The sequence below is a fragment of the Legionella quinlivanii genome (genome assembly GCF_003265995.1).
Classification (GTDB): Bacteria; Pseudomonadota; Gammaproteobacteria; order Legionellales; family Legionellaceae; genus Legionella_C; species Legionella_C quinlivanii_A.
Map to the genome: position 1 here is coordinate 364,085 of NZ_MVJN01000003.1, position 26,395 is coordinate 390,479.

A 26,395-nucleotide genomic window follows, 5' to 3' on the forward strand; every position below is an offset into this window, starting at 1 on the left:
ACCAATAAATAATAAGAACATGGCAAAAGTAGCCCTTTATCTGGCCGGTGGTGGTGCGCGTGGCGCTTATCAGGCCGGAGTGATTAAAGCGATCGCAGAAATCCTTAATGTAAGAGAATTGCCGTTCGCGATGGTTAGCGGCGTTAGCGTCGGCAGCATCAATGCAGCGGTGCTGGCAGAGAATGCGCAAAACTTTCTCGAAGCGGCCGAGAAGCTGGAAGATTTGTGGAGTAACATTTATTGTCAGCAGATCTTTAATGCCAGTAATTATGCGCTGAGCAAATCCGTTTTTCGCAATGTCAGTAACCTCGTAATCAAACAAAGACAATCTGGTCATCTGTTGGATACCAGCCCTTTGCGGGAGTTTATCAGCAGTAATATTAATTTTACGACTCTCAAAGAAAACATCCTTAATAATCATTTGGGTACAATGGAGGTAATTACTTATTGTTACGATGCCCAGCAAACGATTTCTTTTTACCAGACTCATGCGGATGGATTTGAAGACTGGCATTATCCGCGTCATATCAGTGAACCCGCAACGCTTGAGATGGAGCATATTTTGGCCTCGAGCGCGTTGCCTCTGTTTTTTCCAACTACTCGTATCGATAATTACCATTATGGCGATGGCAGTATGGGGCTGGTTTCGCCCTTGCGCGGTGCGATTCGTTTCAAGGCAGAGAAAATATTAATATTGGGAACTCGCCAATTGCCTGTTTTCCATCATGAAAAATTACACAATGGCGAAATTGGTTTCGCCAGGATTCTGGGTAGTATGCTCAATGGATTATTTTTGGATAACCTGGACCGTGATATAGAGATGGTTAATCGAATGAATGAGATTTCCAAACTGCTGTCTCTGTGGAAAAAAAGAAATGCACCCTGGCGGGGGGTGCAAACTCTGCATTTGCGACCGAGCACTGATATTGGTGCCATTGCACAGGCTCAATATAATACAATGCCTTCTTTACTGCGCTTAATGTTAAATATGTTAGGGGCTAAAAGCCATTCAGGAGACTTGCTAAGCTTTTTGTTATTTGAAAGCCCCTTTACCCGCGAACTGTGGAAAATGGGCTATGAGGATACCTTTGCTTCAAGAGAAATTGTGCTGGAGTTTTTTGAGGATTGAGCACTCCGGTCATTTGATTTTCTTAGACGCCGCGCAGTATCTGCAGTACCGGTTGCGTATCAGGCCTGACTCCATGCCAAATGGAAAAGGCTTCCGCGGCTTGCTCAACCAGCATACCTAAACCATCGATTGCCCGACAGTCGTTGGACTTGGCCAAAGAAACAAAGGAAGTATCCGCTTGTTTTTGGTATGACAAATCATAGCAAAAGGGCTTTGCTGACCATAAAGTATCGGGAAGGGGTATTGCTTTTTGCAATGTACTGCTTGAAGTGGCGTTGATAACGAGATCAAAAGAAGTCTGCAACCCCCCCCATTGAACAGGATTAATATCCGGAAAGTCACTGGCTAATATTTTAAGCCGCTCGGGACTGCGGTTATAGACTGCCAGCTGCTTTACTCCTTGCTCAAGCAAGGGATAGATAATGCCGCGTGCTGCCCCGCCAGCTCCCAGAATCAGAACGTTCAGTTTGTCTAAAACAAGATGACGTTTTAAATCATTGATTAAACCGACGCCATCGGTATTATCGGCATGCAGCTTGTTTTCTTTTTCCCATAATGTATTGGCCGATCGTGCTTTTTTGCAGCGCTCGGTGCTTATTTCAGCCAGTTGAAAAGCATGCTCTTTAAATGGCAGGGTGACATTCAGGCCAGTCCCATTTTGCATGAAAAAATCAGAGATTTGCTGTGCGAAATGTTGCTCATCGCCCAGTAGCCGATGATATTCCAGATTTATTCCGAATTGTGCTGCGAATGATTGGTGAATATCCGGTGACAGGCTATGGGTGATGGGGTTACCAATGACGGCGAACTGCAAGGGAGTCACTGCTTTTCCTTTTAAACAGCAGCCTGGGATTTAATACTCAGGCTGCTACACACATTGAACTCAGGCTGTTTTTCCAGCCTTGGTTTGGGCAACCAGATAATCCAGGATTTTGAACAAACGTTCTTCGCTTTTTGCCATTTGCAGATCGATTTTATATTGGCCATTCACGATTAATGCCGGTACTGCGTTAACCCGGTATTTAGCCATTAAGCTATTGCTTTCGCCTACTTTCATATCGATTGTGGTTGAATGCGTGAATGCGCTTTCGGCAATATCCTTATCGACGCCTTGAGAAGTAAAGAAGTTTATCATTGCCTCGTTAGAATTTAATGGGGTTTTATCAATTTGAATCGTCTTGAATAAAACCGGATTGAGCTTGTCGCCTAAACCCAGCAGATGGCTTGCGTAGTAGGCTTTGGCATAAAATCCCCAATCGGGTTTGAAGACTACGGGAACCCGGTTAAATTTGATCGTGTTACCTTGCTGTGCCACCCATTTTTCAAGATTAGGTTCCAGACGATAGCACCAGGGGCAGCCATAGCTAAAAAATTCGGTAACTTTGACCTGGTTGCTGGATTTCGGGGAGGCGGATTCAAGTACTTCAAAGTCTTTTCCAGCGGTAAAATCTTCTGCAAAGCCCATAACGGGAAATAACAGGATTGATAATAAAAGCGCTTTTAACATAATAAGTTCTCGCATTTAATCAAAGTAAAGGGCAATGGCTGCTATTGTACTCCGAAATAGAGCAATGCACCAATTGCAAATAAAAACATGCTCTAGTGCAGCCCTTGAATATAATAAGCCACCGCTTCCATATCCTCATCGCTCATGCGCCTGCTGATATCCTGCATGATGTGGTTAATATCATTGCTGCGTTTCTTATTTTTAAAGGCTTGCAATTGTGCAATGGTATAGGGAGCATGCTGCCCCGATAATAGAGGAAAGCCAGCTTGTCCATTACCTGTTCCGCGTGGACCATGGCAGGCGATGCAGGCGGTGATGTGCTTATCGAAATCTCCGCCTCGATAAAGTTCTTCTCCGCGTTTTACAAAGCGTTTAGGCACTTTACCATGCGCTACCGGTTGTTTCGCATAATAAGCGGATAGAAGCTCCATGTCCTGTGGGGTCAAAGTGGCGGCGATGCCGGTCATACTGGCATCGGCACGGGTTTTGCCAGCCTTGTAATCCTGCAGCTGCTTCAATAAATAATCGACATGTTGTCCGCCAAGATTGGGCCATAGCGGATTGTTGCTGCTGCCATTTTCCCCATGACAGGCAGAGCATAAACTGATTTTTTCTGGCCGATTCTGCACAGCTTCGGATTCCGGAGCTGCAAAACCAGTGGAGAAAGCCAACAGCATCGCAGCAAGGATTATTTTTTTCATATCGCACCAAAGACTAGTATTCTGATTTTTAAAAGTTCACCGTATCTATTTATCGAGCAATGAACTTAAATTCCCTATCGCATAGGATAATGTTACACTGCCTCGGCAAAAATCCCAAAATGAAATTCACAAGATGATAAAGAATCCCTATCAGCAGGCCGTTTTTTTGAAAAGCGCCGCAAAAGTCAATCAGTTACCCGACGATGAAGGTTACGAGGTTGCGTTCGCTGGCCGCTCCAATGCAGGCAAATCCAGTGCCCTCAATTGTTTAACCGGCATCAGGCAACTGGCGAGAACCAGTAAAACTCCGGGACGAACCCAGCTGATTAATTTGTTCAGTCTGGATGAAGAGCGTCGCCTGGTCGATTTGCCGGGCTATGGTTTTGCCAAAGTAGACTTAAAGACTAAACAGGACTGGCAGAAAAATCTGGCGCATTATCTCGAAGTTCGTCAATGCCTGAAAGGCCTGATATTGCTGATGGATTGTCGGCATCCCCTGAAAGAACTCGATCAGATGATGATTAACTGGTCACTCGATCGTGAACTCCCGGTGCATATCCTACTGACCAAATCGGATAAAATCAGTAAAAGCGAAGCCAGAAACACCTTGCTGAAAGTAAAAAAACAATACGATTTAATGCCTGATCTGATTACGGCCCAGACTTTTTCCAGCCTTAAGAAAGAAGGAGTAGAGGAGTTGATTAAACAATTAAATCAATGGTATGGCTTGACCGATCCTAATAACGAGTCTTTTTAACCCCCTCTCCCTAACTCTCACTGCCATTAAGCGAAGAAATTTTGTCATTCCCGCGAAAGGCGGGAATCTATTTCTCAGTTGGCATTATAGCTAGCTCAGAGATGGATCCCCGCCTTTCGCGGGGATGACAGTTCAATATACAATTGAGCTTAACTTGATGGCAGGATAAGTATTCTTTTAACTGCATCTAAAACCAATATCCTCTTCACTGTCTTCCAGGGAAGGAGGAACGTCCAGATCACTGGCGGCAAACGAATGATTATAAAACAAAAAGGATGCAGGATCCTTTAAGAAGAAACAACTATTCCCCTGTTTGCATTTGCTAATCAAGGCACTCAAGGAAGAACCGCTTTTGGGAAGGTTATCTTTATCAAGGGAATGCGCTTCCAATACACATCGCAAATTTTGCAGGAAACCCGGAAGTTTGTCAGCATCAGCGTGATGACTGGCCGGGAGCCTGGTCAGGAACTCAAGGCAGTTTATTGCCCAGGCTACTGATTTGCTCGTATCAGAGAAGCGTCCTTGCAGAGCATAATCGGCAACCTGGCATAGAGCTAGTGGGTATCCAAGCCGTGCAGCATTTTGAATATGCAAGCCAGTCTCATTGCCTAAGTATTCATACTGCGCCTGCAAATGAGCAAGCCTGAAATGTTCTTCTGCGCTTTGTGCTTTAGTGGCCAGTTGATCAAAAAGACTGATGAGTTCTGCCTGGGCTTCAGCTGATGCGCCATATTGATTGAACTGCTGCTCAACACGCTTAAAAAGCTGTGCGAATGCTTCAGGAGTTTTATCAGAATTAAAAATATCCATGCTGAGTTGCTTTCTCACTTCCTGGGGAGCGGGCGTTCGAGTAGGCGATGGCCGCACGCGAGTTGAGGCTCTGGGTATAATTACAGGACGAGGAGGCTCTGCGATTTTTTGCGAGGGAGGGTAGACCGGATTGTAAAGGGTGAGGAACTCCCCGGTAACCTCCTTCGGCCAGAGTGACTCCGGTTTTGTTCTGTCATGAGTATTGCGGGGAGTTCGTGTACCGTATTTGACCATTGGTGTCAGGGACATGATATTAATTTTAGAAAATTGGGTATCTTTGGCAATGAAATGAAAGTCCTCTTTGCCAATATAGGCTGATTCTTTTTCTTTAGACAAATAGCGTTCATTCAAGGTGGCCTCGACTATCATGTAGTACATAGTGATACCATTTTGATTGACAATTTTATCCGCTTCACTCGAGTCCAGACCCACCTGACGCCTGGCCAATGAGAAATATCGTGATAATACACCGGCTACGTCTTCCAGGCTTACTGCGGCTGCCAATTGTTCTTTCGAGTAACTCACATAGTCTGTTTTAAGTCCAATGGACACATCCGATTGGCTTTCAGAGAGGTTGTGCAAGGGTACAGGGATATAAACTTTACGGTTTCTTGTCGTTTCAGGAGGGAAAAAAGAAGATAACATATTCTACTTCTATCAATTCAAGTTGGGTGTATTTTATACTTTTTGCCCATCCTTTTCCAATGCAAATAATTTGTACCTATTATCATTACAATTTGAATTAATTTTCACCATAATTGATCGGGCTTGTCTACTATTAAACATATGGGCCTGGCATTGTGAAAGCGCATGAATAATTTTCTCAGAAACAAAATGCATACTATTCGTATCCCCAGTGGCAATGCCTGTCTGGATGGCATTCTATTCATACCGGAGTCGGCAAAAAGTATTGTACTTTTTGCTCACGGGAGCGGAAGCAGCCGCTTAAGCAGTCGTAACCATTTTGTTGCCCGTTCTCTGAACAATATGGGGCATGCAACGTTACTTTTTGATCTTCTGACGCCAAAAGAAGAAGCGATCGATAGTTTTACCCGCGAAATCCGCTTCAATATTTCCCTGCTTGCCTCGCGTTTGATTGATGCCAAGCGCTGGTGTCAGCAGACTTTGGATCCCATGCCTTCTGGGATTGGTTATTTCGGTGCCAGCACTGGTGCGGGCGCCGCAATAGAAGCGGCCGTTCGCGATCCTGATCAGGTCAAAGCCATTGTTTCCAGAGGAGGACGGCCTGATTTGGCTTTAGCTTATTTACAGGATTTAAAAGCGCCCACTCTTTTAATCGTGGGCGGTTATGATAGTACGGTGATTAAGTTTAACCAGGATGCCAAAATGAAAATGAATTCCCATGCTGAGCTGCAGATTATTGCCGGTGCGAATCATTTATTCGAGGAATCAGGCAAGCTTGAAGAAGTATCGCATTTGGCTAATAGCTGGTTCAATGATTATCTGCTGTAAATTGATACTGATAGTATTGAAAAATTATGGTCACTAAGGATAAAATGTATGCAATTTTTAAATTCCTGAGTGAAGAATGATTTCAAGTTTTTTTAGGCCCATCCCTGTAAAGCCTCTCCCTGCTGAAGAGGAGAGACTGCTGCTGGAGAAGGCAATCGACGAGCTTCCTGAGAATGATGCGCTATCTTTTTACAATCTGGTCAGACGCCTGGAGGAGCTCTGCAAACAAGAGCAACCGGAGGCTATGCGCAATAAACTGGCGTCCCTTCTTGCCAGACTAGGTGAAAAAGCCAGAACGGCTGATCTCTATTATATACTTGCTGATCTGCAGAAAGGCTACCCGTTTTTGGGTAAAGGCGACGGGCAGTATTTACAGATAGCCGCCGAACTCGGGCATCCCCTGGCTTTACGTCAGGTGGCGGGTTACGCATTACTGGGATATTATGCTAATCCATCTCAAGCGGTATCCTGGGCAATCCACTGTTTAAAATTCATGGTGATGCTGCCAGTCCATGAACTTAAGACCCCGTTCGTTGCAACCTGTCTTATTGAAGATGTGACACGTACGCTCGAGCGTCATAATTGGGATCCGGATCGTCTGCGAGCACTCAACAAGCTACAATTGAATGAGCTGATTGTGCAGTTTTCTGAGCATTTGATCGGAAAGCTTGCAAATGAGAAAAGTCAGTTCACTTTGACTCAACCTGCATCTGCGCTATTTTATAGTGGATCCTTTGTAAAATATGAGCACGTGCCCCCACCGCTGGAAGTAATTGGTAATGCTGAAGAGCATGAGTCTGACATGGATATAGAAGACGAATCAGATATGCACAAAACAAAACTAGGCATGTAAAGATTGGCTAATGACAAGGGCCGCTTGTATATTCGGCTGCCATCCCCGCGAAGGCGTTGGCGCTTGTGAATGACCAAATAAGAGATTGTGCATCAAAACTGTGTCACGTCATCTCGAACGCAGTGAGAGATCTCCGGATGGGGCACAAACCAGGATTGGGAGATCTCTCACTGCGTTCGAGATGACGGCGTGCCTGTGAGGAATGGCATAATTTAATGAACACTCTCTAATTTAATGAGCAGGTTGCCCAGGGTTGTCTCTATTCAATCTTTATTTTTAATAATTCCTCAACCACCTGCGGGTTAGAAAGAGTCGAAATATCCCCCAAATCGCTAATGGATGTCGCTTTGCCAGCGGCAATCAGTCGAAGGATGCGCCGCATGATTTTTCCGGATCGCGTTTTAGGTAAGTCAGTAACCCATAGAATATTTTCTGGTTTGGCAATGGCGCCAATTTCGTCAATCACTAAATTCACTAAAGCCTGTTTTAATGGACTATTCGCTTGATAACCTGTCTTCAAACTGACAAAGGCTAGTACGCCTTCTCCTTTAATGGGATGGGGAATCCCCACAACAGCGGCTTCGGCAACTGCCGGATGTAACACCAGCGCACTTTCAATTTCAGCAGTCCCAAGGCGATGGCCAGAAACATTCAATACATCGTCGATTCTTCCCAAAAGCCAGAAGTTGCCTTCCTCGTCTCGTCTGGCGCCGTCTCCAGTAATATAGTAATCGCCTCTGAAATAGGTTTTGCGGTAGCGCTCATGATCGCCCTGAATAGTTCTCGCCATTGCCGGCCAGGGGAATTTAATAGCCAGTGCGCCCTGTGCGGGTCCATCCAGTTCTTCGTCTTCATCACTGAGCAGAATGGGGTAAATGCCTGGCAAAGGCTGGGAGGCAGAACCCGCTTTCTGGTGCTGATAGGGCGGTTGTTCGCTTATCATGATAGCGCCTGTTTCAGTTTGCCACCAGGTGTCTACTATCGGACAGCATTCTGCGCCGACCTGCTGATAGTACCACTCCCATACTTCCGGGTTAATCGGTTCACCCACTGTACCTAACAGGCGCAACGATGTTCTTGAGCTGTCATTTAGCCATTCATCGCCAGCCCGTTTAAGAGCTCTTAAGGCGGTAGGCGCGGTATAGAATACATTAACCTTATATTTATCGATAATCTTCCAGCAGCGTGATGGATTGGGCCAATTGGGGATGCCGGCATACATCAGTGTGGTGGTACCATTTCCCAAAGGGCCATATACGACATAGCTGTGGCCGGTAATCCAGCCGACATCAGCAGTACACCAGAAGACATCCTCTTCCTTGCATCCAAAAACCAGTTGGTGACTATAAGTAGTCTGGACAATATAGCCGCCACAGGTATGCACTAGTCCTTTGGGTTGTCCGGTGCTTCCGGAGGTATAAAGAATAAACAGCGGATCCTCAGCATCCATCCATTCCGGCGGGCAATCATTACTAACCTGCTCACGCAACTCATCCCAGTAAAAGTTAACAGCGGGGTTAAAATCAATCGCGCGATGGGTGGAGCGAATAATCAGGGTTTTCAATGCGAGGTTTACACTGGCTTCATCCGCCTGCTCTTTTAAGGCATAAAATTTACCGCCACGCTGATAGCCATTAGCAGTAATCAGTAATTTACAAGACGCAGCCTGAATTCTTTGCCGCAGAGCATGGGCTGAAAATCCTGCAAAGACGACAGTATGGATTGCTCCAATGCGAGCACAGGCAAGCATAGCAATGGCAGCTTCCGGTATCATCGGTAAATAAATAGCGACCGTATCACCTTTATGAATGCCCAGCTTCTTCAAGGCATTTGCCATACGGCAGACTTCCTCATGCAAGGCGGAAAAGCTTAGAGTCCGTTGCTCATGTTCTTCATCACCCTCCCAGATAATTGCGGTTTTTTCAGCACGGTGGGGCAAATGCCGGTCCACGCAATTGAAACATACATTTAATTTGCCATCGACAAACCATTGGGTAAATCCCTGCCTGAAGCCCCCCTGCATCACTGCTTTCCAGGGGGCGTACCAGCTGATTTGCTTATTAGCGACAGAAGCCCAAAAATTGAGAGCGCCTGAATGACTGTTCATAGAAAAAACCTTATACGTTCAATGCTTTGATAATGGCAGAAAAATCAAGCTCACTAAATCCGGCTTCGCTAAACTGCTGGTAGAGCAAGGTGGCTCGTCCGGTAACTGGAGTATGAACTCCAGTCATGGTGGCAGCTTTTTGACTCAGCATTAAATCTTTCAACATCATGGCTACTGTAAACCCGGGATGGTAATCACTATTGGCGGGGACATCTGGTATCACATCCGGCACCGGCATATATTTTGAAGTGACCCAGCATTGGCCGGACGAGGAATTAACCACTTCATGGAGTTTTTCAGCCGACAAGCCCAATGCCTGAGCGAGAGTGAATGCTTCTGAAACCGCAATCATGGTGGCACCAAGAATCATATTATTGCAGATTTTTGCTGCCTGACCGCTTCCCGCGTTTCCAGCATAAATAATCCGTTTTCCCATGCTGTTCAGCACGGTTTTGGCTTTATCCAGAGCATATTCCCTGCCGCCCACCATGAATGTCAGCGTACCCGCTTTAGCGCCGGCAACGCCCCCAGAGACTGGCGCGTCCAGAGACAGCAGTTGTTTATCAGCAGCCAGCTGATGGAGCTTCCTGCTGGTTTGTACATCAATCGATGAGCAGTCGATATGAATGGCGTGTCTGGCTGTCGCATACAGACCATCTTCACCCTGGCAAACCTGTTCGACCTGCGAGCCGGATTGCAGCATAGTAATAATCACTTCATTATCTCTGGCGGTGTCATGAAGTTTTTTGGCCGCATAACCGCCCGCTTCAACCAGGGCGTCAAGAGCGCTTGTCTGTAAATCAAAGCCAGTCACCTCATGACCTGCTTTTACCAGATTAATAGCCATTGGCAATCCCATATGGCCTAATCCAACAAATCCAATTTTTGCCATGTGGCCTCTCCTTATTCTCTTTGCTATTAATCGTGAGTCGGCATTACAAACGCATTCTGCTTCAAATTGGTTAAAGGCCATTTGCTGGTCACCGTTTTGCGGTGAGTATAAAAATGAATGCTTTCCAGAGCATGCATATTGGTATTGCCAAAAGAAGAATGCTTCCAGCCGCCAAAAGGATGATTAACAATGGGAACAGGAATCGGAATATTAACCCCGACCATGCCCACCTGAACTTCCTGACTGTATCTTCGGGCGGTATAGCCATCACGGGTAAATATCGCGGTACCATTACCATATTGATTACGGTTAACCAGGGCCAGGGCTTCATCAAAGGTTTTCACGCGAAGTACAATGAGCACCGGGCCAAAAATTTCTTTCTGATAAATACTCATGGATTCAGTGACATGATCAAATAAGGTCGGCCCGACAAAAAATCCCTGAGGGTGCTGTGGATGAGTAAATGAGCGTCCGTCTATCAAGAGTCTGGCGCCTTCTTCAATACCATTGGAAATAGCCTCAACAACACGTTCTTTATGGGCTTTACTAATCAGAGGTCCCATATCGCAGCCTGCCACATCTCCGGCGTCCACTTTAATTGCTTTAATCAGTGGACTTATTTCATTAATGAAGCGATCAGCGCTCTCATCACCTACAGCAACTACAGCGGAAATTGCCATACAGCGTTCTCCGGCTGAACCATAGGCTGCTCCTGTGACTGCCTGGGCTGCCTGGGCGAAGTCCGCGTCTGGCATAATGACGCAGTGATTCTTGGCACCGCCAAAGGTATGCGCGCGCTTGCCATGTGCACAGGCTTCCGTATAAATATATTCGGCGACTGGAGTAGAGGCGACTGCAGTGAATGCTTTGATTTTGGGATGGCGAAGCAGATAGTCCACGGTATCCTTATTACCCTGAATGCAATTGGCCACTCCCGGAGGCAGACCGGCATCGTCAAGTAATTCCAGAAGGCGAAGTGGTGCAGAGGGATCTTGCTCTGATGGTTTTAATAAAAAAGTATTTCCGCAGGCAATCGCCGGGATCATCATCCATACGGGAACCATAACCGGAAAATTGAAAGGCGAAACACCGGCACAGATTCCCAGCGGCTGATAGAGAGTATGGCTATCAATTCCTGTGCTAACCTCAGCGGAAAACTGACCTTGCAAATGGCTGACAAGCCCGCAGTGAAACTCAACTACTTCAATGGCCCGCGCTATAGAGCCCTTCGCATCATCGATAGTTTTGCCATGCTCGCGATTAACGATCGCAGCTAATTCATTCTGATTTTTTTCCAGCAGTTCGCGGAATTTGAAAAAAACGCGGGCTCGTTTGAGCGGCGGTGTTTCAGCCCAGGCGCTGCCTGCTTTCTCAGCGGCGGAAATGGCCTGTTCACAAATCTGTTCGTCCGCAAAATGGACTTCAGCAATGATTTCGCCGAGAGCTGGATTATAAACCTGATGCGTGTTTTTACTGTCATTAATGGTTATTTTGCCATTAATAAAATGCCCAATGGAAGTTTCCATCTTTTCACTCCTGTTGAAGAAAGGGCCTGCTTTCTTATCAATATTCGCTAAATGTCGACAAAGTTGCCTGATAATAGCGCTTGTTGTCCTGAGGCTGAGCGCTTCGGGTTTCGATGATTTTGACCTGATCATGATCCTTGCCTGACTTGGCGAGCGCCTGGGCAATGGCTTCTTCCAAACTACTTTCTGAGTAGCCGGTGTAATCTCTTGTATTGAGGAGGGTCATCCTTTAACCTTTCTTTGATGAAAACAAGCATCTTAACATGAAAGAAATGACTTGAAAAATCGTCCTTTTTTTTGGAAAAATGAAGGGCAAACAATTTTCTATTTGAAAATACTAACAAAAAATTGTTAAGTTTGGCTTTTTAATCAATAATAAAATGACCTAAGCATGCAAGGATCGATGCAAAATGCCAAAAACAATCTTGAGGGTTGAAAAAGGACTCGTTCTGACTTCAGAAATGAAGCAAAATCTGAAATCTCAGCTTAAATTGGATAGTCTTGACGATTTAGTGATTAAGGAACACGAAAAGACACCTGATTTAAAAGAAATTTATCAACGCCGGATGGATATTCTGGCAGAGGCTTTTGAGTTTATTTACCAGTCAATTACCCCTTCAAGTTGCATGCCTGAAGAACTTAGGAAATATCTGGAATTTTGTAAACAGAGTAGTCAGCTGCCCGAGCTGGGCGACCAGGATAAATATCAGGAAGTATTAGCCAGTTTCACAGGCATGCTGGTGAACTCACTGATTGACAATTGGAATTGGCCCTATCGTGTCAGGGATGCAGTGAGTTTACTCAATCGGGCTGAGCAATATGTCATCATGCAGAAAGGGCGTAACAACCTGGCCTCGCTCAGTAAAATATCTCAATTCAGGGAAGGTTTTATTCTGAACTGGGAGAATACATTACCCGCCTGCTCCAAAGAAACCATCGATGACCTTGCAAAGATTAAGAAGACCTATCTTTCTGACTTACCCAAGTGGCTGGATACACTTCCCTATTATCAGCAGGTGTTTTTTCTCACCTCTCCTGAGGAATGCCAGACTGCCACCCAGCTTAACAGTGAAAATAATGCGATAATCGCCTGGTGGCGCAAGATAACGGACGCCAAGGCGCTCAGCAATGCCGATTATCTGGCGATTATTGATGGCTCTGTCAAAAACCAGCCGAAGTGGTTTCAGGCAATATCAGAGAATCGCCGGCAGTTAATTCGGGTATTATTGATTTCCGAAGGAAACAGTTTTGAACGGGTTGAGGGCAAGCTTCATGAGCTTGGCAAAAGCCTTCGTGAAAATTTTACCAAGACTACGGACGAATATATTAAAACCATTCGTGACCTGCCAAGCTGGTTCGTGTACCTCCCCCTTGCCGAACAGAAACTGCTAAAAGCGGCCCTTGATAAAAGTGAACGAATTGAAGATGTGGTGCACTTTTTACCGAGCCGATTAAGGAGCATTCCGGGTTTGGCGAATCTGGCTGAACATAATTGCGCAATGCTTTATGCGGACTGTAGCGAAAAAAAGAAGTTTACTCCCAGGCTGCGTAGCAGCCATCTGGCCTCTCGTGATGTGAAGACGCAGCCCAAACCTATCGGTGAGTCGCATGCATTGCTTAATTTTAAACGAGTGCTTGAACTTGTTGAGCAGCGTTACCAGAAGAGCACAGTGTTTTTTCAGACTTTAATCAGCCCTGTGATGGGTGCCTCATTAGTTGGGGTGCCGGATCAGTATCTCGATGGCATGCGTAAATGGGTTATTGCCAATGCACCCAAAGACAAGTTTAGAGTACTTACTAAAAACCATGCGCTGAATATGGCAAAACGGCTGCTTTATACGGCAGCAGATGATCCAAACTGTCTGGAGTTACTCAATGCGGCGAAGTCAGTATTTCCCAAAACCTCGGCTTTGGAGAAATTAATTGAGGCTTACCAGAAAACCCTGGAGTCTGGTCCATTCACAACCAATTTTCGGGACTATACTGGTAGAGAACTGACCTTAAGTTCCTATGAACATTTATTGGCTGATTTTATCAACGCAGCCAGTTATGGATCATGTGTCAGCGGTAAGGACAGGAAAGCATTGGAAATTATTCATACCGATGCAATGCAGATTTACTATGAACTTTATGGTGAATGGCCTCAATTTAATGAGTTCGGAGTAAAGCGAGACAACTTTGTGGATATAGTTTCTGACCTTTATGTTGATCGGCATGCTCATGAATTTGCTGATGAAAACGCGCCGGGAACCGAAGGCATTAAAACACCCGCAAATTACTTTCCCAGAGATATTGCACAGGCAATTGAAGAGAAGATGAAACCTTTTGAAAATTCCCTGCTTTGCGATGATAAAAATGCCACGAATAATGAAGTTAAAAAAATAGCTGCCTTTAAGCAGGCGCATCCTTCTCAGGTATCAGAAGGGCATAAAAAAGGCTTGATATTTAATGGCTTGTCCAAGTGTATCATGGCCGCGCAACGACTGGACAACCAGCAAACCGTGGATTTACTGGAATCAATAAAGATATTAACAGGTGAAACGGCTTTCTGGAAAGACAAGCGCTATGTATTTGGTAAGAGTATTCCTTTCTGGAATAAAACCTCCTACGTCGATGCTATGCCTGGCGGTATTGATTTTATGAAGAAGGCAACTAGCCGGCAGGATGATTCCACTAGAATTCTAGCGGAGATTTATTATATTTTGGGAAGCCGCTCATCTGACTATCGCGATAAAGATACTAAGGAAGTTTATGAGGCCATTCTTAAACTGAGAGACTCAGCTCCTCCAGGTGAGAAATATAGTGCTGCCATGAAAACGCTTAAGGAAAAGAGAGACCTGGCCTTTGCGAAGAATGCAGCAATCCCCTTAATGGATGAAGCTGTGGGCGGTGTGGATATTGTGGCCCAAATGAACTGAGGGAGAGCAAGGGGATTGAATTAAAACGCCTAGAAGTCTAACAGGTTTTCCAGTCCGTAGATCAGCTGGTCCAACTGAATAACCTTTCGGCATGACAGCAGCAAGCCTGGCATAAAAGAGCTGCGATCAAGGCTGTCATGAACTATAGACAGGGTTTCTCCCTGACTGCCAAACAGGACTTGCTGGCGGGCCAGAATTCCGGGCAGGCGGATAGAATGAATGGGGATCCCTTCATGCTGACCGCCGCGAGCTCCGAGGATAGATTCCTGTGCGAGCGTTTCTTCTGGCGGAATTTGACGGCTTTGGGCAATCATTTCAGCGGTCTTAATGGCAGTGCCGGACGGCGCATCAAATTTCTGCGGATGATGCGCTTCAATAATTTCCACATTCTGGAAAAATTTAGCAGCCAGCGCTGCGAAATGCATCATCATTACTGCGGCGATTGAGAAATTAGGGGCGATGATGCCGCCGAGTTTTAAGTTGGCGCAAGTAGCTTTTAATTCTTCCACTTGGGCAGGTAATAAACCGGAGGTGCCGATCACTGGATGTGCGCCGCCATTAATAATGGTCATGGCGTTTTTAAAGGCAGAGTCCGCACGGGTTAAGTCAACTACAACAGATGCCTGTGTTTCAGCAATCGTTCTTTCCAGATTATCCTCACGTCCAAGACCTCCAACCAACTGGAATTCCTCCTGGGTCTGGAGTGTCTCGCAGGCAAGACGTCCCATTTTGCCTGAGGCACCATTTACAATTACCCGTATGGTCATTTACTCTCCTTTTTATTATATTTCTTATCAGAACCACCGCCACTTACTCCCTCTGTAGGCCACTTAACCCCTCCTCCTACGTACCCCGACTTGTTCGAGGTATCCAGCTCAAACTGGCTGATACAATTCAGACCTCCTGCAACCATTCCTGGATACTGCGGTCAAGCCGCAGTAAGTAGGCGAAGCCAGCTAGTCCTCTGCCTCCATCTCTGCCTTTTTAGCCTTGCGTGCCTTCTTAACCCGTTTTTTCTCTTTATAATTTTCCCGCACGACTCTTAATGCCCACATACTGGCGGGGAGCCAGCCAAAGAGAGTGGCCTGCATCACCAATGCGACAATAGCCCCTCCCGGGTTATCATAAATTAATAATACCAGCCAGGGAAAAAATAGCGCTAAAAGAGACATTAACCATTTCATGGATGATAATCCTAACTTTGGTGCCAAGGTTTCATGAAAATCCAATAACAAACTGCCTGGGCCGCGGCATACCGCGAATTAACTTTCCCTACCTGCTGCGGTTTGCCAGGGGCAGCCAGCTCAAACCGCAGTAAACAGCGAAATCATTCAACATCTAAAAAGCTGTTATTTAAGAGTATTATATACCGGGGGATTGTATTTGGCGATGCGGCCTATACTTCAAAGGAACAGTCAAGCACCTCCAGGTCAAAATATAATTGAAGAATAAGAAATATTATTGTTCATGAAGTACATATTTTGTTTAGTTAAAATTTACTTTTATTTTTTTGTTTTGTAGAATGGCTGCCTTTCCTCGCGATTACATCAACGACTGTTGATTGGCCGAGGTTTATTTTCAATTCTCTAATCATTATCCACTCAAGGTATCAGAATGAGAAGACAAGAGCTTCATCCACGAACAGCGGTGATTAATAAATCACAGAAAAATCAGTCAAAAAAATCACGCAATCAGGCTCTGATATGGCTTTGCGAACAATTTCCCCAGGCATTTGATAACACGCAGCGTATCCGCCCTTTAAAGAACGGGATTATGGAGGATATACTCGTTTATGCAGACAAAGCGGCAGAAGATGGAATCTCACGCAGCAAATTACGTGAAGCAGTAGTCATTTTTACCCGTCGTCTTGATTATCTGGCCTGTCTCAAAGCACGTGAAATGCGCGTTGATTTACAAGGCAATGCCACAAGTCAGGTAAGCGAGGACGAAGCGGAGCGAGCCGCGGCAAAGATCAAGAAACGGGTTGAAAAAAGCGTTCGCAATGCAAGAAAATTACAAACGGTAAAACCAGTGATTACATCAGCAGCCCGCATTGAGCCCTCAAAATCCACGAATAATCATTACACGCATTATTCTTCCAGCTATGATTATAACCAGCCTGGTGAGCGTAACTATCCCTCTCCAGCACAGCAGTCTGGCAAATCCGCTGCTGATATTATTGTCAAACATAAAACTGCCAAGCAATATGATCCTGATGCAGTCGCCAGATTAAAGGAAAAGTTGGGTATTTCAAGGAAGGAAGAACAGAAAGAGGCGATTGACTAAGGCATCTGATTTTCACAAGAAGAGGTCGTCACCATGAAGTTATCGGTTTCAGGAAACACAGGAGAGTCTGCGGGGAAGATTAAAATTACGCTCACAGAAGATTCTGCTTCTCATGTGAGATATCAGGGAACTGTGGAGACTTCTTCTTCCGGGCAACAGCGTATCAACGGGTTTATCTCTAAAAAAGACAGTCTTGAAGTATCGGCGCGGGGTGGTAATGGCGTTGATGGAAAGATAGGAGCTGACGGTAAAAAAGGAGTTGACGGTGCCTGGGGAAGTGATGCGACCTGTTACCTGCCCGCTGAAAGAGGCCAGGATGGTAAGAGAGGGGAGGATGGTGAAAAGGGAACAAATGGCGGTCCTGCTGGAAATGGAGGAGAGGTTGAGATTTGCGTGAATGATCCTGCTGATCTGTCATTATTCTCCCTGGTCGGCGATACAGATGTTCGCGCTGGAATGCCTGGTCGAGCGGGAAGGCATGGTCGGGGCGGCAAAGGGGGCAAGGGCGGTAAGGGTGGAAGATATCTTGATGACCCTGGAAACTATCACTACCACCGTCACCACCACCATCACCCTCATCAGGATTTTGAGCCCTATAATCCCCTGCCCATTATTGATAGCCATGCTCCAGACGGTAAAGACGGCCCCGATGGTTACACCCCAACAGAAATTTTATACCCCGGTGCTCCGGGTATTGACGGCAGCGTCAGGTATCACATTCTCTCTCAGGGAATCATTCAATCAACACATACAGCCCCCTATCAACTGAAAATAACTAATCCGCGATACTGGACAGGTCAGCAACATGGTCTGTTTGAACCGGGTGATACGGTGCAAGTGGTTTACGACATTCACAATCAGTCAATCAGTATGCCTTCCCCAGTAGAGTCGATGCCTGTTAATGTTGATCTGTCTGTGCGAAGCATTTTCCAGCAAACTGGAGCAGGGCAAGTGCGGGGAGATATTCCTGCCGGTGGTCGTGCTGACAATCAGTCAGCTCCCCTGACTTTGAAAATCAGGGAACCGCTTATTATAAAAGGGGAATGCAGTGAGCCCTATGCTGAAACCACCCATCTTCGTGTTCAACTAATGAATACCAGGCTTGCTCGTCCTTACGCTGAGTCGGACATATCACCGATTAGGGTCTGTTATCCCGTTCAATTGTTGCCCAGAAAGAAATTTTATACCGTCGCTATTGGTGAGCCTTTGGATTTGGAGCTGGAGGTTAAGAATATCTCAACAAAAGCCTTGGGCCGTAAGGAAGGACGAGATGTTTTTCTGCAGATTGTAGATGAAGATGAAAGCAATTCAGTCGTTCTCGTTGGAAAGGCAGTCGAATCTCTAGGGCCTGATCAAACAGAAAAACTGCAGGCCCAGGTTGTATTGGATGAACACTTTGCCTTTGGTTCAAGGCGTGAATTTAAAGCCAATTTACAACTAAAGCCTATCGATAGAAATAAATCCATGTCACTGATTCAGCAACAGGTTTTTACTGTGCAGGTAACCCCCAGATACCAGCATTCAAAGAGTGGCATTACGCTGGTGATTAATGCTGAAACCTCTCCTGAAGCAGTGCAGTTCTGGATGAAGCAATTGACAGGCATTGCTCAGGAACCAGTTGCTGTATGGAATACCTCCTACTATGGGCGATTTCCACTGGAGTCAGAGGCTGAATCACTTTTGGCAGACAATGCCCATGGAACCCTGATTGTCCTGGATAATGAATTTACAGGCCCTGACAGTAAGCTTATTAGAAACAGTGAGTTCATCCGAAAAGACAACCTGCTGCACGCGGCACAGGTTTATGATAATTCGATAGTCATAGTAGGCGACAACAAGCAACTTCCAGAATCCTTTAAAACAAAGGAAACAGGTTTATTGTGGGCAGAACCTGAAGAGAATTATTATTCGCTGGATTCACTGGTTGATGCTCTATTACGAGAGACGCCTAAAACCATTAGTCATGCCCGACTAACGCTTCCTACAGAGACGTTCTTTTCAAAAAGCAGTCCGCAGCAAGTACTCGATCGAGTAGCTGAAAAATTAAAACAATGCTTTCCGCATCGTAATTATCATTTCAGTGTAGAACGAGTTGCTAACAGCTCGAAGGTTGTGATTGAGATCAGACGTTTGGCTGATGAATTAAATGCCGGGGTTAAATCAATAAAACTTAGCCCTAATGAGATGCAAGATCCTACCAGAGCAGGGGCTGTGAATCCGCAGGGAATTATCAATGTCTTGTCTTTCACCCAGAAGCTTGATTTATTTATGAGAAGCACCAATCCTTATCACCAACAGTTAACTCAGGCGATTATTTCAGATCTTCTGGCAGAACAGAGACTGGTACGGCAAACGCAAAACTATGGTTCCTGGTGGAGTGTTTTAACTGGCCGCTATCGGCATAATTTTCAGATGGAACTAAAACAATTGCGTCAGTTAGTGTCGACTCTCAATACAATGGTGCAGCAAGGGTCATTTTATAATACGGAAGTCTGGGCTCCAAAGGTCATTCAGGTGCTGGCTCAAATGCAGTATCATGCCCAGCAACAGACTTCGTTCTGGAGTCGTCTTGCTGATTTTTTTGTAACTCAGACCAATGAGGAAATAAATCGTAGTACCAGAGCGCTTTGCAGTGAAGCATTGGCTTCTTATGGACAGCTCACCCAAAAGTCAGTTAACGAGTTAGCGCCAACACTCGACAATCACATCGCTCGTTTAGGATTTGAAGATAAACTCAGGGAACAAATAGGCAGCTTACAACGTGCCATTCGCCGAGGCGGCTGTTTTTTTAATGAAACGCATAGCCGAAAAGAATTGTTTGCTGTTCAGAAATTATTGTCAATTTGTCTGCAGGAGAGTAAGACCTCTGAGCTTCAGGAACATCTGGTGATATTGCAAAAAGGGCGTTTCAAAGACTGCTATACGGAATTCAAAAAATTATATCCTGAATATCAGGAAACAGAAATTAAGCACCATGGGTCTTATGCTTTTGTATAGACAAAAAGAAAAACCTTGATGCTTTACTGCTCGAGACTGCGGTAATAAGCCACGAGCAGCAAAGCGATTTCAAAGTTTTAAATAGTTACAGGAACAGCTTCGGATTTCTGAGGTTTTCAGACTTATTTATTTTTAGAGCTGCCGCTTTTACCGCCTTTAGACTTCAAAGAGCCCTGGCCTTTGCCTTGACCTCCGTGGGAGTGTTCACCGCCTTTTTTACGATCTGCCTGAGTCAGGTTAGAACCTCGTCCACCGCCATGATTTTGAGTAGCCATAATTAACTCTCCTTGTTATATTTTGTTAGAAATAAATACCACTGAGCATAAAAAAAGCTCACTAATTAAAAGTAGACCATCTGCCGGGGATGTCAAATTCAATACAGCCTGTTTCTCCATTGCTTTTTAAGCGGAACGGCAGAGAGAACTGTATTGTTTAACCTAAATCTGCAACAATGAGCTTTTAAAAAGTTCAATGAGTGTATGAATTTAATTAGACTGTTCTTATGCCTGTTTGCAGCCAAACTGCAGGCATTTTCCTGCCATCAACCGCAAATCATCAAGCAAAAACCAATACAATTTGATCACAAGCGAGTGGAGCTTACCCGGTTATATCAACTCACTCATTACGGAATCGATTCCTCTTCTATTGAGATCGAGCCTAAAATGATTGTTCTTCATTGGACCTGTTTGCCAAGTCTTGAACTCGCTATGCGCGTATTTAATCCCCCGTCTTTACCTGCAAATTCCCCTCGCAGGAGTGAAATCCCGGATGACTTGAATGTATCCAGCCACTATCTGGTGGATCGTGACGGCAGTATTTATCAGCTCATGCCTGATAATTTAATGGCCAGACATGTAATCGGGCTGAATCATTACGCTATTGGCATTGAAAATGTCGGCGGAATTGATGGCAAGGATGATTTAACAGAGCAACAAGCAGAGGCGAATGCATTTCTGGTTTGCTATTTAAAAAACAAGTATCCGCAAATCGAGCATGTGATTGGGCATCATGAATATCTTGAATATAAACATAGCCCGCTCTGGCTGGAGAAAGATCCAGAATATGAGCGCTCAAAAACCGATCCTGGTACGAACTTTGTGAATCGAGTGAAGGCTTTGGCTCAGGACCATCGAGCTTAATCCTCTGTCATTTCCGCGAAGGCGGAAATCCATCGATGATTTTTCTAGAAGTGGATTCCAGCCTGCAACTGGAATGACATAGTTTGGACCGACGTTAAATTAGCAAATTCGATTAAATTATTCCATTGCTGTGTAAAATTTACCTATTTTGTGTATAATGCCTTCTTTTATAGATTTGAGAAGGAGAGACGCATGCCAATCGTTATGCGCAAGATATCCAAAACCTGGTTGGCTGAGAATGCTGTTTTATTAAGTTTCGACAATCTTTCTTTTAATGATATTAAAAAATATGTAAAAGATAATAAAAATCAGTCAATAGCCTGTGGAGAGCATGCAGGGGAATTAGGTGTGGAAGCTCCAGAGCCTTTGCCCTTCGTCATTTCAAAACATTTAGATAATCCAGACTCTTTTTATCTCACGCATTTAACCTCGCGCAGTGTTTACTATATTAACCGTCCAGTAGTTGAGGACACTTCCGGACCGGTCAATTTCTGGCAATTCATACCCGATGCAGAGAAAACTGACAGTCCTGCTGATTCAAAACAGGCGGAGAGTTTGTTGTTTTTCTCAAGGGAGGACTGTTTAGTGTTTCAAGGAATGTATTCAAAAAAACAATCCTCATCATTCTTTGGAAGTTTAGTTAAGTCAAAAAAACCAGTGGAGACAGTTGAGCCGGTCAAAAAGTTTTTAGAGTCTAAATTTTTTACAAAACCGAAATTTTATTTGCCTATTTCTACTGAACAATTACCTCTCTTTAAAGATGAAGTAAAAAAGAGTAAGTTCAGGTTTACTTACGAGCTGGTTTACCTTAACGGTATTTATGCAGATGGAAAGCAACCCGCACAACGTTCCAATGGTTCCCATTGGCTGATGATAGTGATTAGTGCCAGGCTCACCTTTAATCAGTTGTCTGAGATGCTGCCCAAGACAGTCAGGAGCAGTTGTGATCTGCTGGAGAAAACCAGCCTGCCAGAATCTCATATCTGGTATATCTCTATCCGTCATCTGGATCGTTTCAGGCGCGAATGCATAAAAAATGAGTGGAATCAGGATGAGCAGTATACGCTGAAGTCAGGGTTTGGTAAGAAATGCAGATTGATAGAAATAACATTTGCTAATAATCTGTCGGAGGCAGAGCTTAAGTTGCTGCTTCCGAATACTTATGAAAAAAGGATTAAGGATGTGACTGACTTTCACATCGGGCAATCTCATGATGATAAAGAGATGTCCTGCAGTTCATCCAGCAGTTCGTCAATGAGTTATAAATGATGTACTTAGGTGGAGCCCTTGGCCCATAGCCGTCAGGCTAAGAATATCAGATCCCCTCTCCACCACGCTGCGCACGGTGGAGAGGGGATAACATTACTTCTTAGCTGACCGCTATGGACCCTGGGCTCAACGATAAAAAGCAAAAATTGTTTCATTTTTACACCCTCTCTATTGTTTATATATGCGCAAATGGGATAAAATAAGCGCACTTTTGTTGTAGAGTTGTCGAATATGTCCAATATCAATAAAGCAGTCCATTACGCAAATTTCCATTATTATTCCAAGCCTTTAAGCGTTGTGAACTTACGGAAACTACAAATCCCTTACCCTGTATCTTTAAAAAAAATACAGCATAAACGAGAAGATGTTCCCATCCAAAAGGAAGCGGGCACTTTTGAAACCTATATCCGACTATCGCATGGTATGCCCCACGCTTCGGCCGCAATGGAGTCGATTACTCAAATTGATCACATCTACACAAAATATGATGCCGACTATGACAGCTCCATGCTGGAAATTTGTGAGAAACTTGGCTTGGGTAATAATATTGCCCTGCTTCTCGAAATGGTTCAGATCGCGACTTTGTTCCATGATACCGGCCGTCTCGGTGATGGTATGGACCTCTGGGATGAAGATAGCGGAAACCATTGTGAAGAATATTTCAGGGAAATTTATCTGAAAAGTCCGGAATTTAAAAAACTTTCCAGTGAACAAAAAGTCAAACTAGCCAAACTCTTTGGGGATGCGGTTCGCTTTAAAGATAATCAAGCCACCTTCATGGACCTGCATGCGGCTATACATCCAGAAGTGGATTACATTCGCCAGCTGATTAATATGGCTGACACGCTTGAAGTTATCCGGACTCGTGATGACTTCAATCCTTCTCGTCTGCCGATTGCCAAGCGGGTTTCTTCAGAGGTAATGGTCAAAAATATCATTCCTGAGTTAGTCATCCCGCATCGTGACAAGATCATAGAAGAAGGCCGTTTATCACGAAAGGGACGTATCGTATATCCAGGTTTTGATGATAGCCAGTATATACCGAAACCTGGTTATAATGATCAGAAGATCGCTGCATCTTATTTTAAAAAAATGCAGCAATACGATGCGATAGTTTTAAAAATTAATGAAACCAACATTGATGAGGTAATCAGCAGAACATTGCAGGGCATCAAGGATTATATAAAGGATTATCAAAATCATAGTGGTTTTCAGTTTGCACATGATGGCTTTTTCAGCGCCCGGTACCATGGAAAACTGGGTGTAAATAGAGCATTGTTTTATCAACGCTTATTTGAAAGCGGTGCCGTGAGTATGGATACCAAAGTCCTGGCCTTGCATACGCTGTTGATAAGCAGAGACGGTGGTCGTACGTTAAAGGATTATGTTTATCGCGGGATGAATCAGCGAAACAGTTATACGGTGATCGAGCAGCTTTGCACTCATCTCAGCAGCTATGGGCCCTATGACAGTGTTCAGGCCGCCAGTATTGCCGATTTTGCAAATGGAAAGTCAAAAATGGATCCATTGCCGCGATTAGAAGGCAGAAGAACTGGTCCGGAGCTTGGCTGAAAATGTCTTTTTAAAAGACAGTAGCTCTTGTAAACGATCAATAATTGCGCTAATCTAATTGAAAGAATTAGTTGGGCTTACACCGCTCAAACTATTACCCAGGAGGTCAGCTCTTGCAGGCCGTGAGCATGCTTCATCATTTGAAGACGCCTAAAGCCTGTAACCAGACTTCCACCTGTACATAACAGGCCGGTGGTAAGCCCACTAATTCTCCCTTCTGAACACTCTGATTTACTTCAACAATAAAGAATTTGCCCATCAACGAGTGATGAGCAAAGAGTTATCAACGATAGCAGCGAAAAGCCCCGTGATCATTTACCCAGCAATCAGGTCTGCCAGGAACAGGTTTAGCCCAGGGACCAGGCTCATTAGGCACGCATCGACCCCAGTAATTCATATGATTACCGAATCCGCAGCCTTGAGCTGCATTGGCACTGGAGGTATAACCTATACCGAGTGTCAAAAGCGCACCCAGTGCAAGGGGAGTTAAAACTTTAGAAATACTTAGAGATTGTATCTTCATAATGGATCCTTTTTTATAAAGTTTTTTCCACACAAGCTAAGTATAGTTTTAATTTTAAAAATTGTGAGTTAAGAATGAGCAAAGAGATGTTGGGAAGGCCAGGGTGTGTTTAAAAACACACCTATAGCTCAAGCCATGTGTTTATAAAAATAATTAGGAAGAAACACATAAAAGGGAAGAAGTCTTACAAATAGATAAGCCATCGAGGGAAAGGCAAGCAAGGCCGTCAAAAAGCGAAGGCCGGCTGGGGTGTGCTGAAACAATGCAAATAGTATTAATGGGCTAATAAAAATTAGTAAAACCAGCAGACGTGCCAAGCCCAGGCCTATTATTTTGCCATAGTGATTTTTGTACAAATGCAGATTGATTTGTAAAATTGATTTAAAGGATGTTGTCGGTGAAGAGGATGCGATTGTTGCTGCTAATAAAAAAACCAGCCAGGCTAAAATTCCCAGGAAAGGAGACAGCGCAAAGCCGAGACAGGTGATTAGAGAGGCGCCAGTGAAAATCAGCACCGTTTTCCAGGTCATTTTTATGCTCACAAAACCGGTATTTTCATTAATTGCTTCCCCATTAATATGCGTCATACATACCAAGTTGCAAGCATGAATAAACAGGCCGGCTACTGAATAAAACAGCAATAGCAAAAAGCCATGATATAGCTTGCTATCCATAAAATGATCGGAAAATAATCCTGCTTTGGCCATTAAGGCCGGAACAACAAATGCCAGAACCAGCACTGCAAGCGGGGTGAGCAATAAAAAGCTGTATGGCCACCAGAGCGTTTTGCGACAATTCTCATAGGACTTCCAGGAATTGTTTAAAAAGGCCCGAAATGTTTTGAGTTGAGACACGATAGACACCGAATTTATAAAAAGGCTTATTATACGAGGAAATCAGTTAAAACAAACCAGCTTTGGTTTATGTTTCTTTCAAACAGTCAATTATCTTAAGCTGCGTCTCAAGCAGATGTGCATCGTTCCGGTATCGCTGTCTTGGCCAGAAAAAACCTTTTAAGCCATCGCCTTTATTTCTGGGGACAATATGAATATGAAGATGAGGGATACTTTGACTCACTTTATTATTCGTAGCAATGAAGCTGCCGCTGGCTTGCATGGCCTTGATTATTGCTTTGCTAAGCCTCTGAGTCAGTATAAATAATGGCTCAACAAGCGGGATTGGCAGTTCATCGAAATTGGCGATATGGGTTTTGGGAGAAAGCAGAACGTGTCCTGGAAAAAGAGGGTGGTGATCGAGAAAAGCGATAAATTGCTCATCTTCAAAGACCACATAGGCTTTCTCAATTCCTGCGACAATTAGATCGATAATACAATCAGCTGCTTTCATGCTATGGTTTTCCCAAATTGCCCGGAACAAAACCCAGGTAGCCGCCCAGGCAACTGGCCAAGGCACCTGTTAAAAACAGAAAGAAAGTCTGAAAGCTGTTGATTCGCAGAATCTTTTTAGCTTTCTCAGTATCGGGAATGGCCGAAACTCCCTTTTGTTCTGACTGTGTTTCGGTCACCATCGGCGAATTGGCGCTTATTTTAATACCAACTAAGTTCGAGGTGAAATTAGCATGAAAGGCAGTATATTGGATAAGATTGGTAATCAGCATCACAGTGAATAGTAACAGCAGACACCAGGCCAAAAAACCATGCACCATGCCCCATGCTTTTCTCAACAACAGCCCGGAGGATAATTTACCAGCCAGCCAGCCGGTAAAAAACATAGCAATAAAAGCGGAAAAACAAAATAGAGAATAGCCGGCAAGTGAGAAGCGGGTACTCCCATCCTGAGCGATTGAAAAACTACTCAATCCAATGGCCAGGGCCAGAAGATTAAGTAAGAAATTCAAGCCGACTCCGCCAATTGCCCCTGCAAACAAAGCCGACCAGTTCAACTTGTTTTCCTTGCGATTATTTTTTGACATAGG

General features: G+C 44.6%; 25 protein-coding genes and 1 other RNA gene. 11 read left to right on the top strand and 15 right to left on the bottom strand.

What is annotated here, in order from left to right; genetic code table 11:
* Positions 1 to 19 precede the first annotated feature (19 nt).
* Positions 20 to 1,129, top strand: coding sequence for a patatin-like phospholipase family protein (locus B1207_RS05370; protein ID WP_112218961.1), 1,110 nt, complete (start codon positions 20 to 22; stop codon positions 1,127 to 1,129).
* A gap of 22 nt (positions 1,130 to 1,151) precedes the next feature.
* Here the strand turns inward: B1207_RS05370 and aroE are convergent, their stop codons facing one another.
* From aroE to B1207_RS05385, 3 genes are all read right to left on the bottom strand, one after another.
* Positions 1,152 to 1,952 (bottom strand): shikimate dehydrogenase, encoded by an 801-nt coding sequence (aroE, locus tag B1207_RS05375; protein WP_253255787.1) that lies wholly within the window; start codon positions 1,950 to 1,952, stop codon positions 1,152 to 1,154.
* A 60-nt stretch (positions 1,953 to 2,012) separates the two neighbouring features.
* On the bottom strand, positions 2,013 to 2,651 hold the full coding sequence (locus B1207_RS05380) for a thiol:disulfide interchange protein DsbA/DsbL (RefSeq protein WP_367379931.1): 639 nt from the start codon (positions 2,649 to 2,651) through the stop codon (positions 2,013 to 2,015).
* A 77-nt stretch (positions 2,652 to 2,728) separates the two neighbouring features.
* The gene (locus tag B1207_RS05385; protein ID WP_112218962.1) at positions 2,729 to 3,337 is read right to left on the bottom strand and encodes a c-type cytochrome; all 609 of its coding nucleotides are present in this window, start codon (positions 3,335 to 3,337) and stop codon (positions 2,729 to 2,731) included.
* A 133-nt stretch (positions 3,338 to 3,470) separates the two neighbouring features.
* Between B1207_RS05385 and yihA the strand changes: the two genes are divergently transcribed.
* Positions 3,471 to 4,094 carry a ribosome biogenesis GTP-binding protein YihA/YsxC gene (gene yihA / locus B1207_RS05390; protein WP_112218963.1) on the top strand — a complete coding sequence of 208 codons (624 nt, stop codon included), beginning with the start codon at positions 3,471 to 3,473 and terminating at the stop codon, positions 4,092 to 4,094.
* 177 nt (positions 4,095 to 4,271) lie between these two features.
* Here the strand turns inward: yihA and B1207_RS05395 are convergent, their stop codons facing one another.
* Positions 4,272 to 5,549, bottom strand: a complete 1,278-nt coding sequence (locus B1207_RS05395) for a hypothetical protein (protein WP_112218964.1) — start codon at positions 5,547 to 5,549, stop codon at positions 4,272 to 4,274.
* A 165-nt stretch (positions 5,550 to 5,714) separates the two neighbouring features.
* Here B1207_RS05395 and B1207_RS05400 point away from each other — a divergent pair, with 165 nt between their 5' ends.
* Positions 5,715 to 6,377 carry a dienelactone hydrolase family protein gene (locus tag B1207_RS05400; RefSeq protein ID WP_112218965.1) on the top strand — a complete coding sequence of 221 codons (663 nt, stop codon included), beginning with the start codon at positions 5,715 to 5,717 and terminating at the stop codon, positions 6,375 to 6,377.
* Positions 6,378 to 6,453: 76 nt separating this feature from the next.
* Complete coding sequence (locus tag B1207_RS05405) at positions 6,454 to 7,230, top strand: hypothetical protein (RefSeq protein WP_112218966.1); 777 nt, start codon at positions 6,454 to 6,456, stop codon at positions 7,228 to 7,230.
* Positions 7,231 to 7,489: 259 nt separating this feature from the next.
* On the opposite strand, the gene acs is transcribed toward B1207_RS05405, so the two are convergent.
* Genes acs through B1207_RS05425 form a run of 4 tightly spaced genes read right to left on the bottom strand, consistent with a single transcriptional unit; the run spans position 7,490 to position 11,981 of the window.
* Positions 7,490 to 9,337, bottom strand: coding sequence for an acetate--CoA ligase (gene acs, locus B1207_RS05410; protein ID WP_112218967.1), 1,848 nt, complete (start codon positions 9,335 to 9,337; stop codon positions 7,490 to 7,492).
* A 10-nt stretch (positions 9,338 to 9,347) separates the two neighbouring features.
* Positions 9,348 to 10,229, bottom strand: coding sequence for a 3-hydroxyisobutyrate dehydrogenase (mmsB, locus tag B1207_RS05415; RefSeq protein ID WP_112218968.1), 882 nt, complete (start codon positions 10,227 to 10,229; stop codon positions 9,348 to 9,350).
* Between the two features lie 26 nt (positions 10,230 to 10,255).
* Positions 10,256 to 11,755, bottom strand: a complete 1,500-nt coding sequence (locus B1207_RS05420) for a CoA-acylating methylmalonate-semialdehyde dehydrogenase (RefSeq protein WP_112218969.1) — start codon at positions 11,753 to 11,755, stop codon at positions 10,256 to 10,258.
* Between the two features lie 37 nt (positions 11,756 to 11,792).
* The gene (locus tag B1207_RS05425; RefSeq protein ID WP_112218970.1) at positions 11,793 to 11,981 is read right to left on the bottom strand and encodes a hypothetical protein; all 189 of its coding nucleotides are present in this window, start codon (positions 11,979 to 11,981) and stop codon (positions 11,793 to 11,795) included.
* Positions 11,982 to 12,165: 184 nt separating this feature from the next.
* Here B1207_RS05425 and B1207_RS05430 point away from each other — a divergent pair, with 184 nt between their 5' ends.
* On the top strand, positions 12,166 to 14,673 hold the full coding sequence (locus tag B1207_RS05430; protein ID WP_112218971.1) for a hypothetical protein: 2,508 nt from the start codon (positions 12,166 to 12,168) through the stop codon (positions 14,671 to 14,673).
* Between the two features lie 29 nt (positions 14,674 to 14,702).
* Here the strand turns inward: B1207_RS05430 and dapB are convergent, their stop codons facing one another.
* Positions 14,703 to 15,440 (bottom strand): 4-hydroxy-tetrahydrodipicolinate reductase, encoded by a 738-nt coding sequence (dapB, locus tag B1207_RS05435; RefSeq protein WP_112218972.1) that lies wholly within the window; start codon positions 15,438 to 15,440, stop codon positions 14,703 to 14,705.
* A gap of 189 nt (positions 15,441 to 15,629) precedes the next feature.
* Positions 15,630 to 15,857 carry a hypothetical protein gene (locus tag B1207_RS05440; RefSeq protein WP_112218973.1) on the bottom strand — a complete coding sequence of 76 codons (228 nt, stop codon included), beginning with the start codon at positions 15,855 to 15,857 and terminating at the stop codon, positions 15,630 to 15,632.
* Positions 15,858 to 16,287: 430 nt separating this feature from the next.
* On the opposite strand from B1207_RS05440, the gene B1207_RS05445 reads away from it, so the two are divergent.
* A complete protein-coding gene (locus B1207_RS05445) occupies positions 16,288 to 16,959 on the top strand; it encodes a ProQ/FinO family protein (protein WP_112218974.1) in 672 nt (223 codons plus the stop codon).
* Between the two features lie 33 nt (positions 16,960 to 16,992).
* Positions 16,993 to 19,956, top strand: coding sequence for a collagen-like protein (locus B1207_RS05450; RefSeq protein WP_112218975.1), 2,964 nt, complete (start codon positions 16,993 to 16,995; stop codon positions 19,954 to 19,956).
* Positions 19,957 to 20,078: 122 nt separating this feature from the next.
* On the opposite strand, the gene B1207_RS15935 is transcribed toward B1207_RS05450, so the two are convergent.
* Positions 20,079 to 20,231 carry a hypothetical protein gene (locus B1207_RS15935; RefSeq protein ID WP_157072317.1) on the bottom strand — a complete coding sequence of 51 codons (153 nt, stop codon included), beginning with the start codon at positions 20,229 to 20,231 and terminating at the stop codon, positions 20,079 to 20,081.
* 204 nt (positions 20,232 to 20,435) lie between these two features.
* On the opposite strand from B1207_RS15935, the gene B1207_RS05455 reads away from it, so the two are divergent.
* From B1207_RS05455 to ssrS, 4 genes are all read left to right on the top strand, one after another.
* Positions 20,436 to 21,095 (top strand): N-acetylmuramoyl-L-alanine amidase, encoded by a 660-nt coding sequence (locus B1207_RS05455; protein ID WP_112218976.1) that lies wholly within the window; start codon positions 20,436 to 20,438, stop codon positions 21,093 to 21,095.
* Positions 21,096 to 21,287: 192 nt separating this feature from the next.
* Positions 21,288 to 22,364, top strand: coding sequence for a hypothetical protein (locus tag B1207_RS05460; RefSeq protein ID WP_112218977.1), 1,077 nt, complete (start codon positions 21,288 to 21,290; stop codon positions 22,362 to 22,364).
* A gap of 231 nt (positions 22,365 to 22,595) precedes the next feature.
* Positions 22,596 to 23,936, top strand: a complete 1,341-nt coding sequence (locus B1207_RS05465) for a hypothetical protein (protein WP_112218978.1) — start codon at positions 22,596 to 22,598, stop codon at positions 23,934 to 23,936.
* A 62-nt stretch (positions 23,937 to 23,998) separates the two neighbouring features.
* A non-coding RNA gene (gene ssrS, locus B1207_RS05470) (6S RNA) lies at positions 23,999 to 24,150 on the top strand.
* 69 nt (positions 24,151 to 24,219) lie between these two features.
* Here ssrS and B1207_RS05475 read toward each other — a convergent pair.
* From B1207_RS05475 to B1207_RS05490, 4 genes are all read right to left on the bottom strand, one after another.
* Positions 24,220 to 24,459, bottom strand: a complete 240-nt coding sequence (locus B1207_RS05475; RefSeq protein WP_112218979.1) for a GCG_CRPN prefix-to-repeats domain-containing protein — start codon at positions 24,457 to 24,459, stop codon at positions 24,220 to 24,222.
* 128 nt (positions 24,460 to 24,587) lie between these two features.
* Positions 24,588 to 25,313 carry a hypothetical protein gene (locus B1207_RS05480; protein ID WP_112218980.1) on the bottom strand — a complete coding sequence of 242 codons (726 nt, stop codon included), beginning with the start codon at positions 25,311 to 25,313 and terminating at the stop codon, positions 24,588 to 24,590.
* A gap of 67 nt (positions 25,314 to 25,380) precedes the next feature.
* Positions 25,381 to 25,806, bottom strand: coding sequence for an HIT family protein (locus tag B1207_RS05485; RefSeq protein ID WP_112218981.1), 426 nt, complete (start codon positions 25,804 to 25,806; stop codon positions 25,381 to 25,383).
* Position 25,807: 1 nt separating this feature from the next.
* Positions 25,808 to 26,392, bottom strand: a complete 585-nt coding sequence (locus B1207_RS05490; RefSeq protein WP_112218982.1) for a hypothetical protein — start codon at positions 26,390 to 26,392, stop codon at positions 25,808 to 25,810.
* Positions 26,393 to 26,395: the final 3 nt, after the last annotated feature.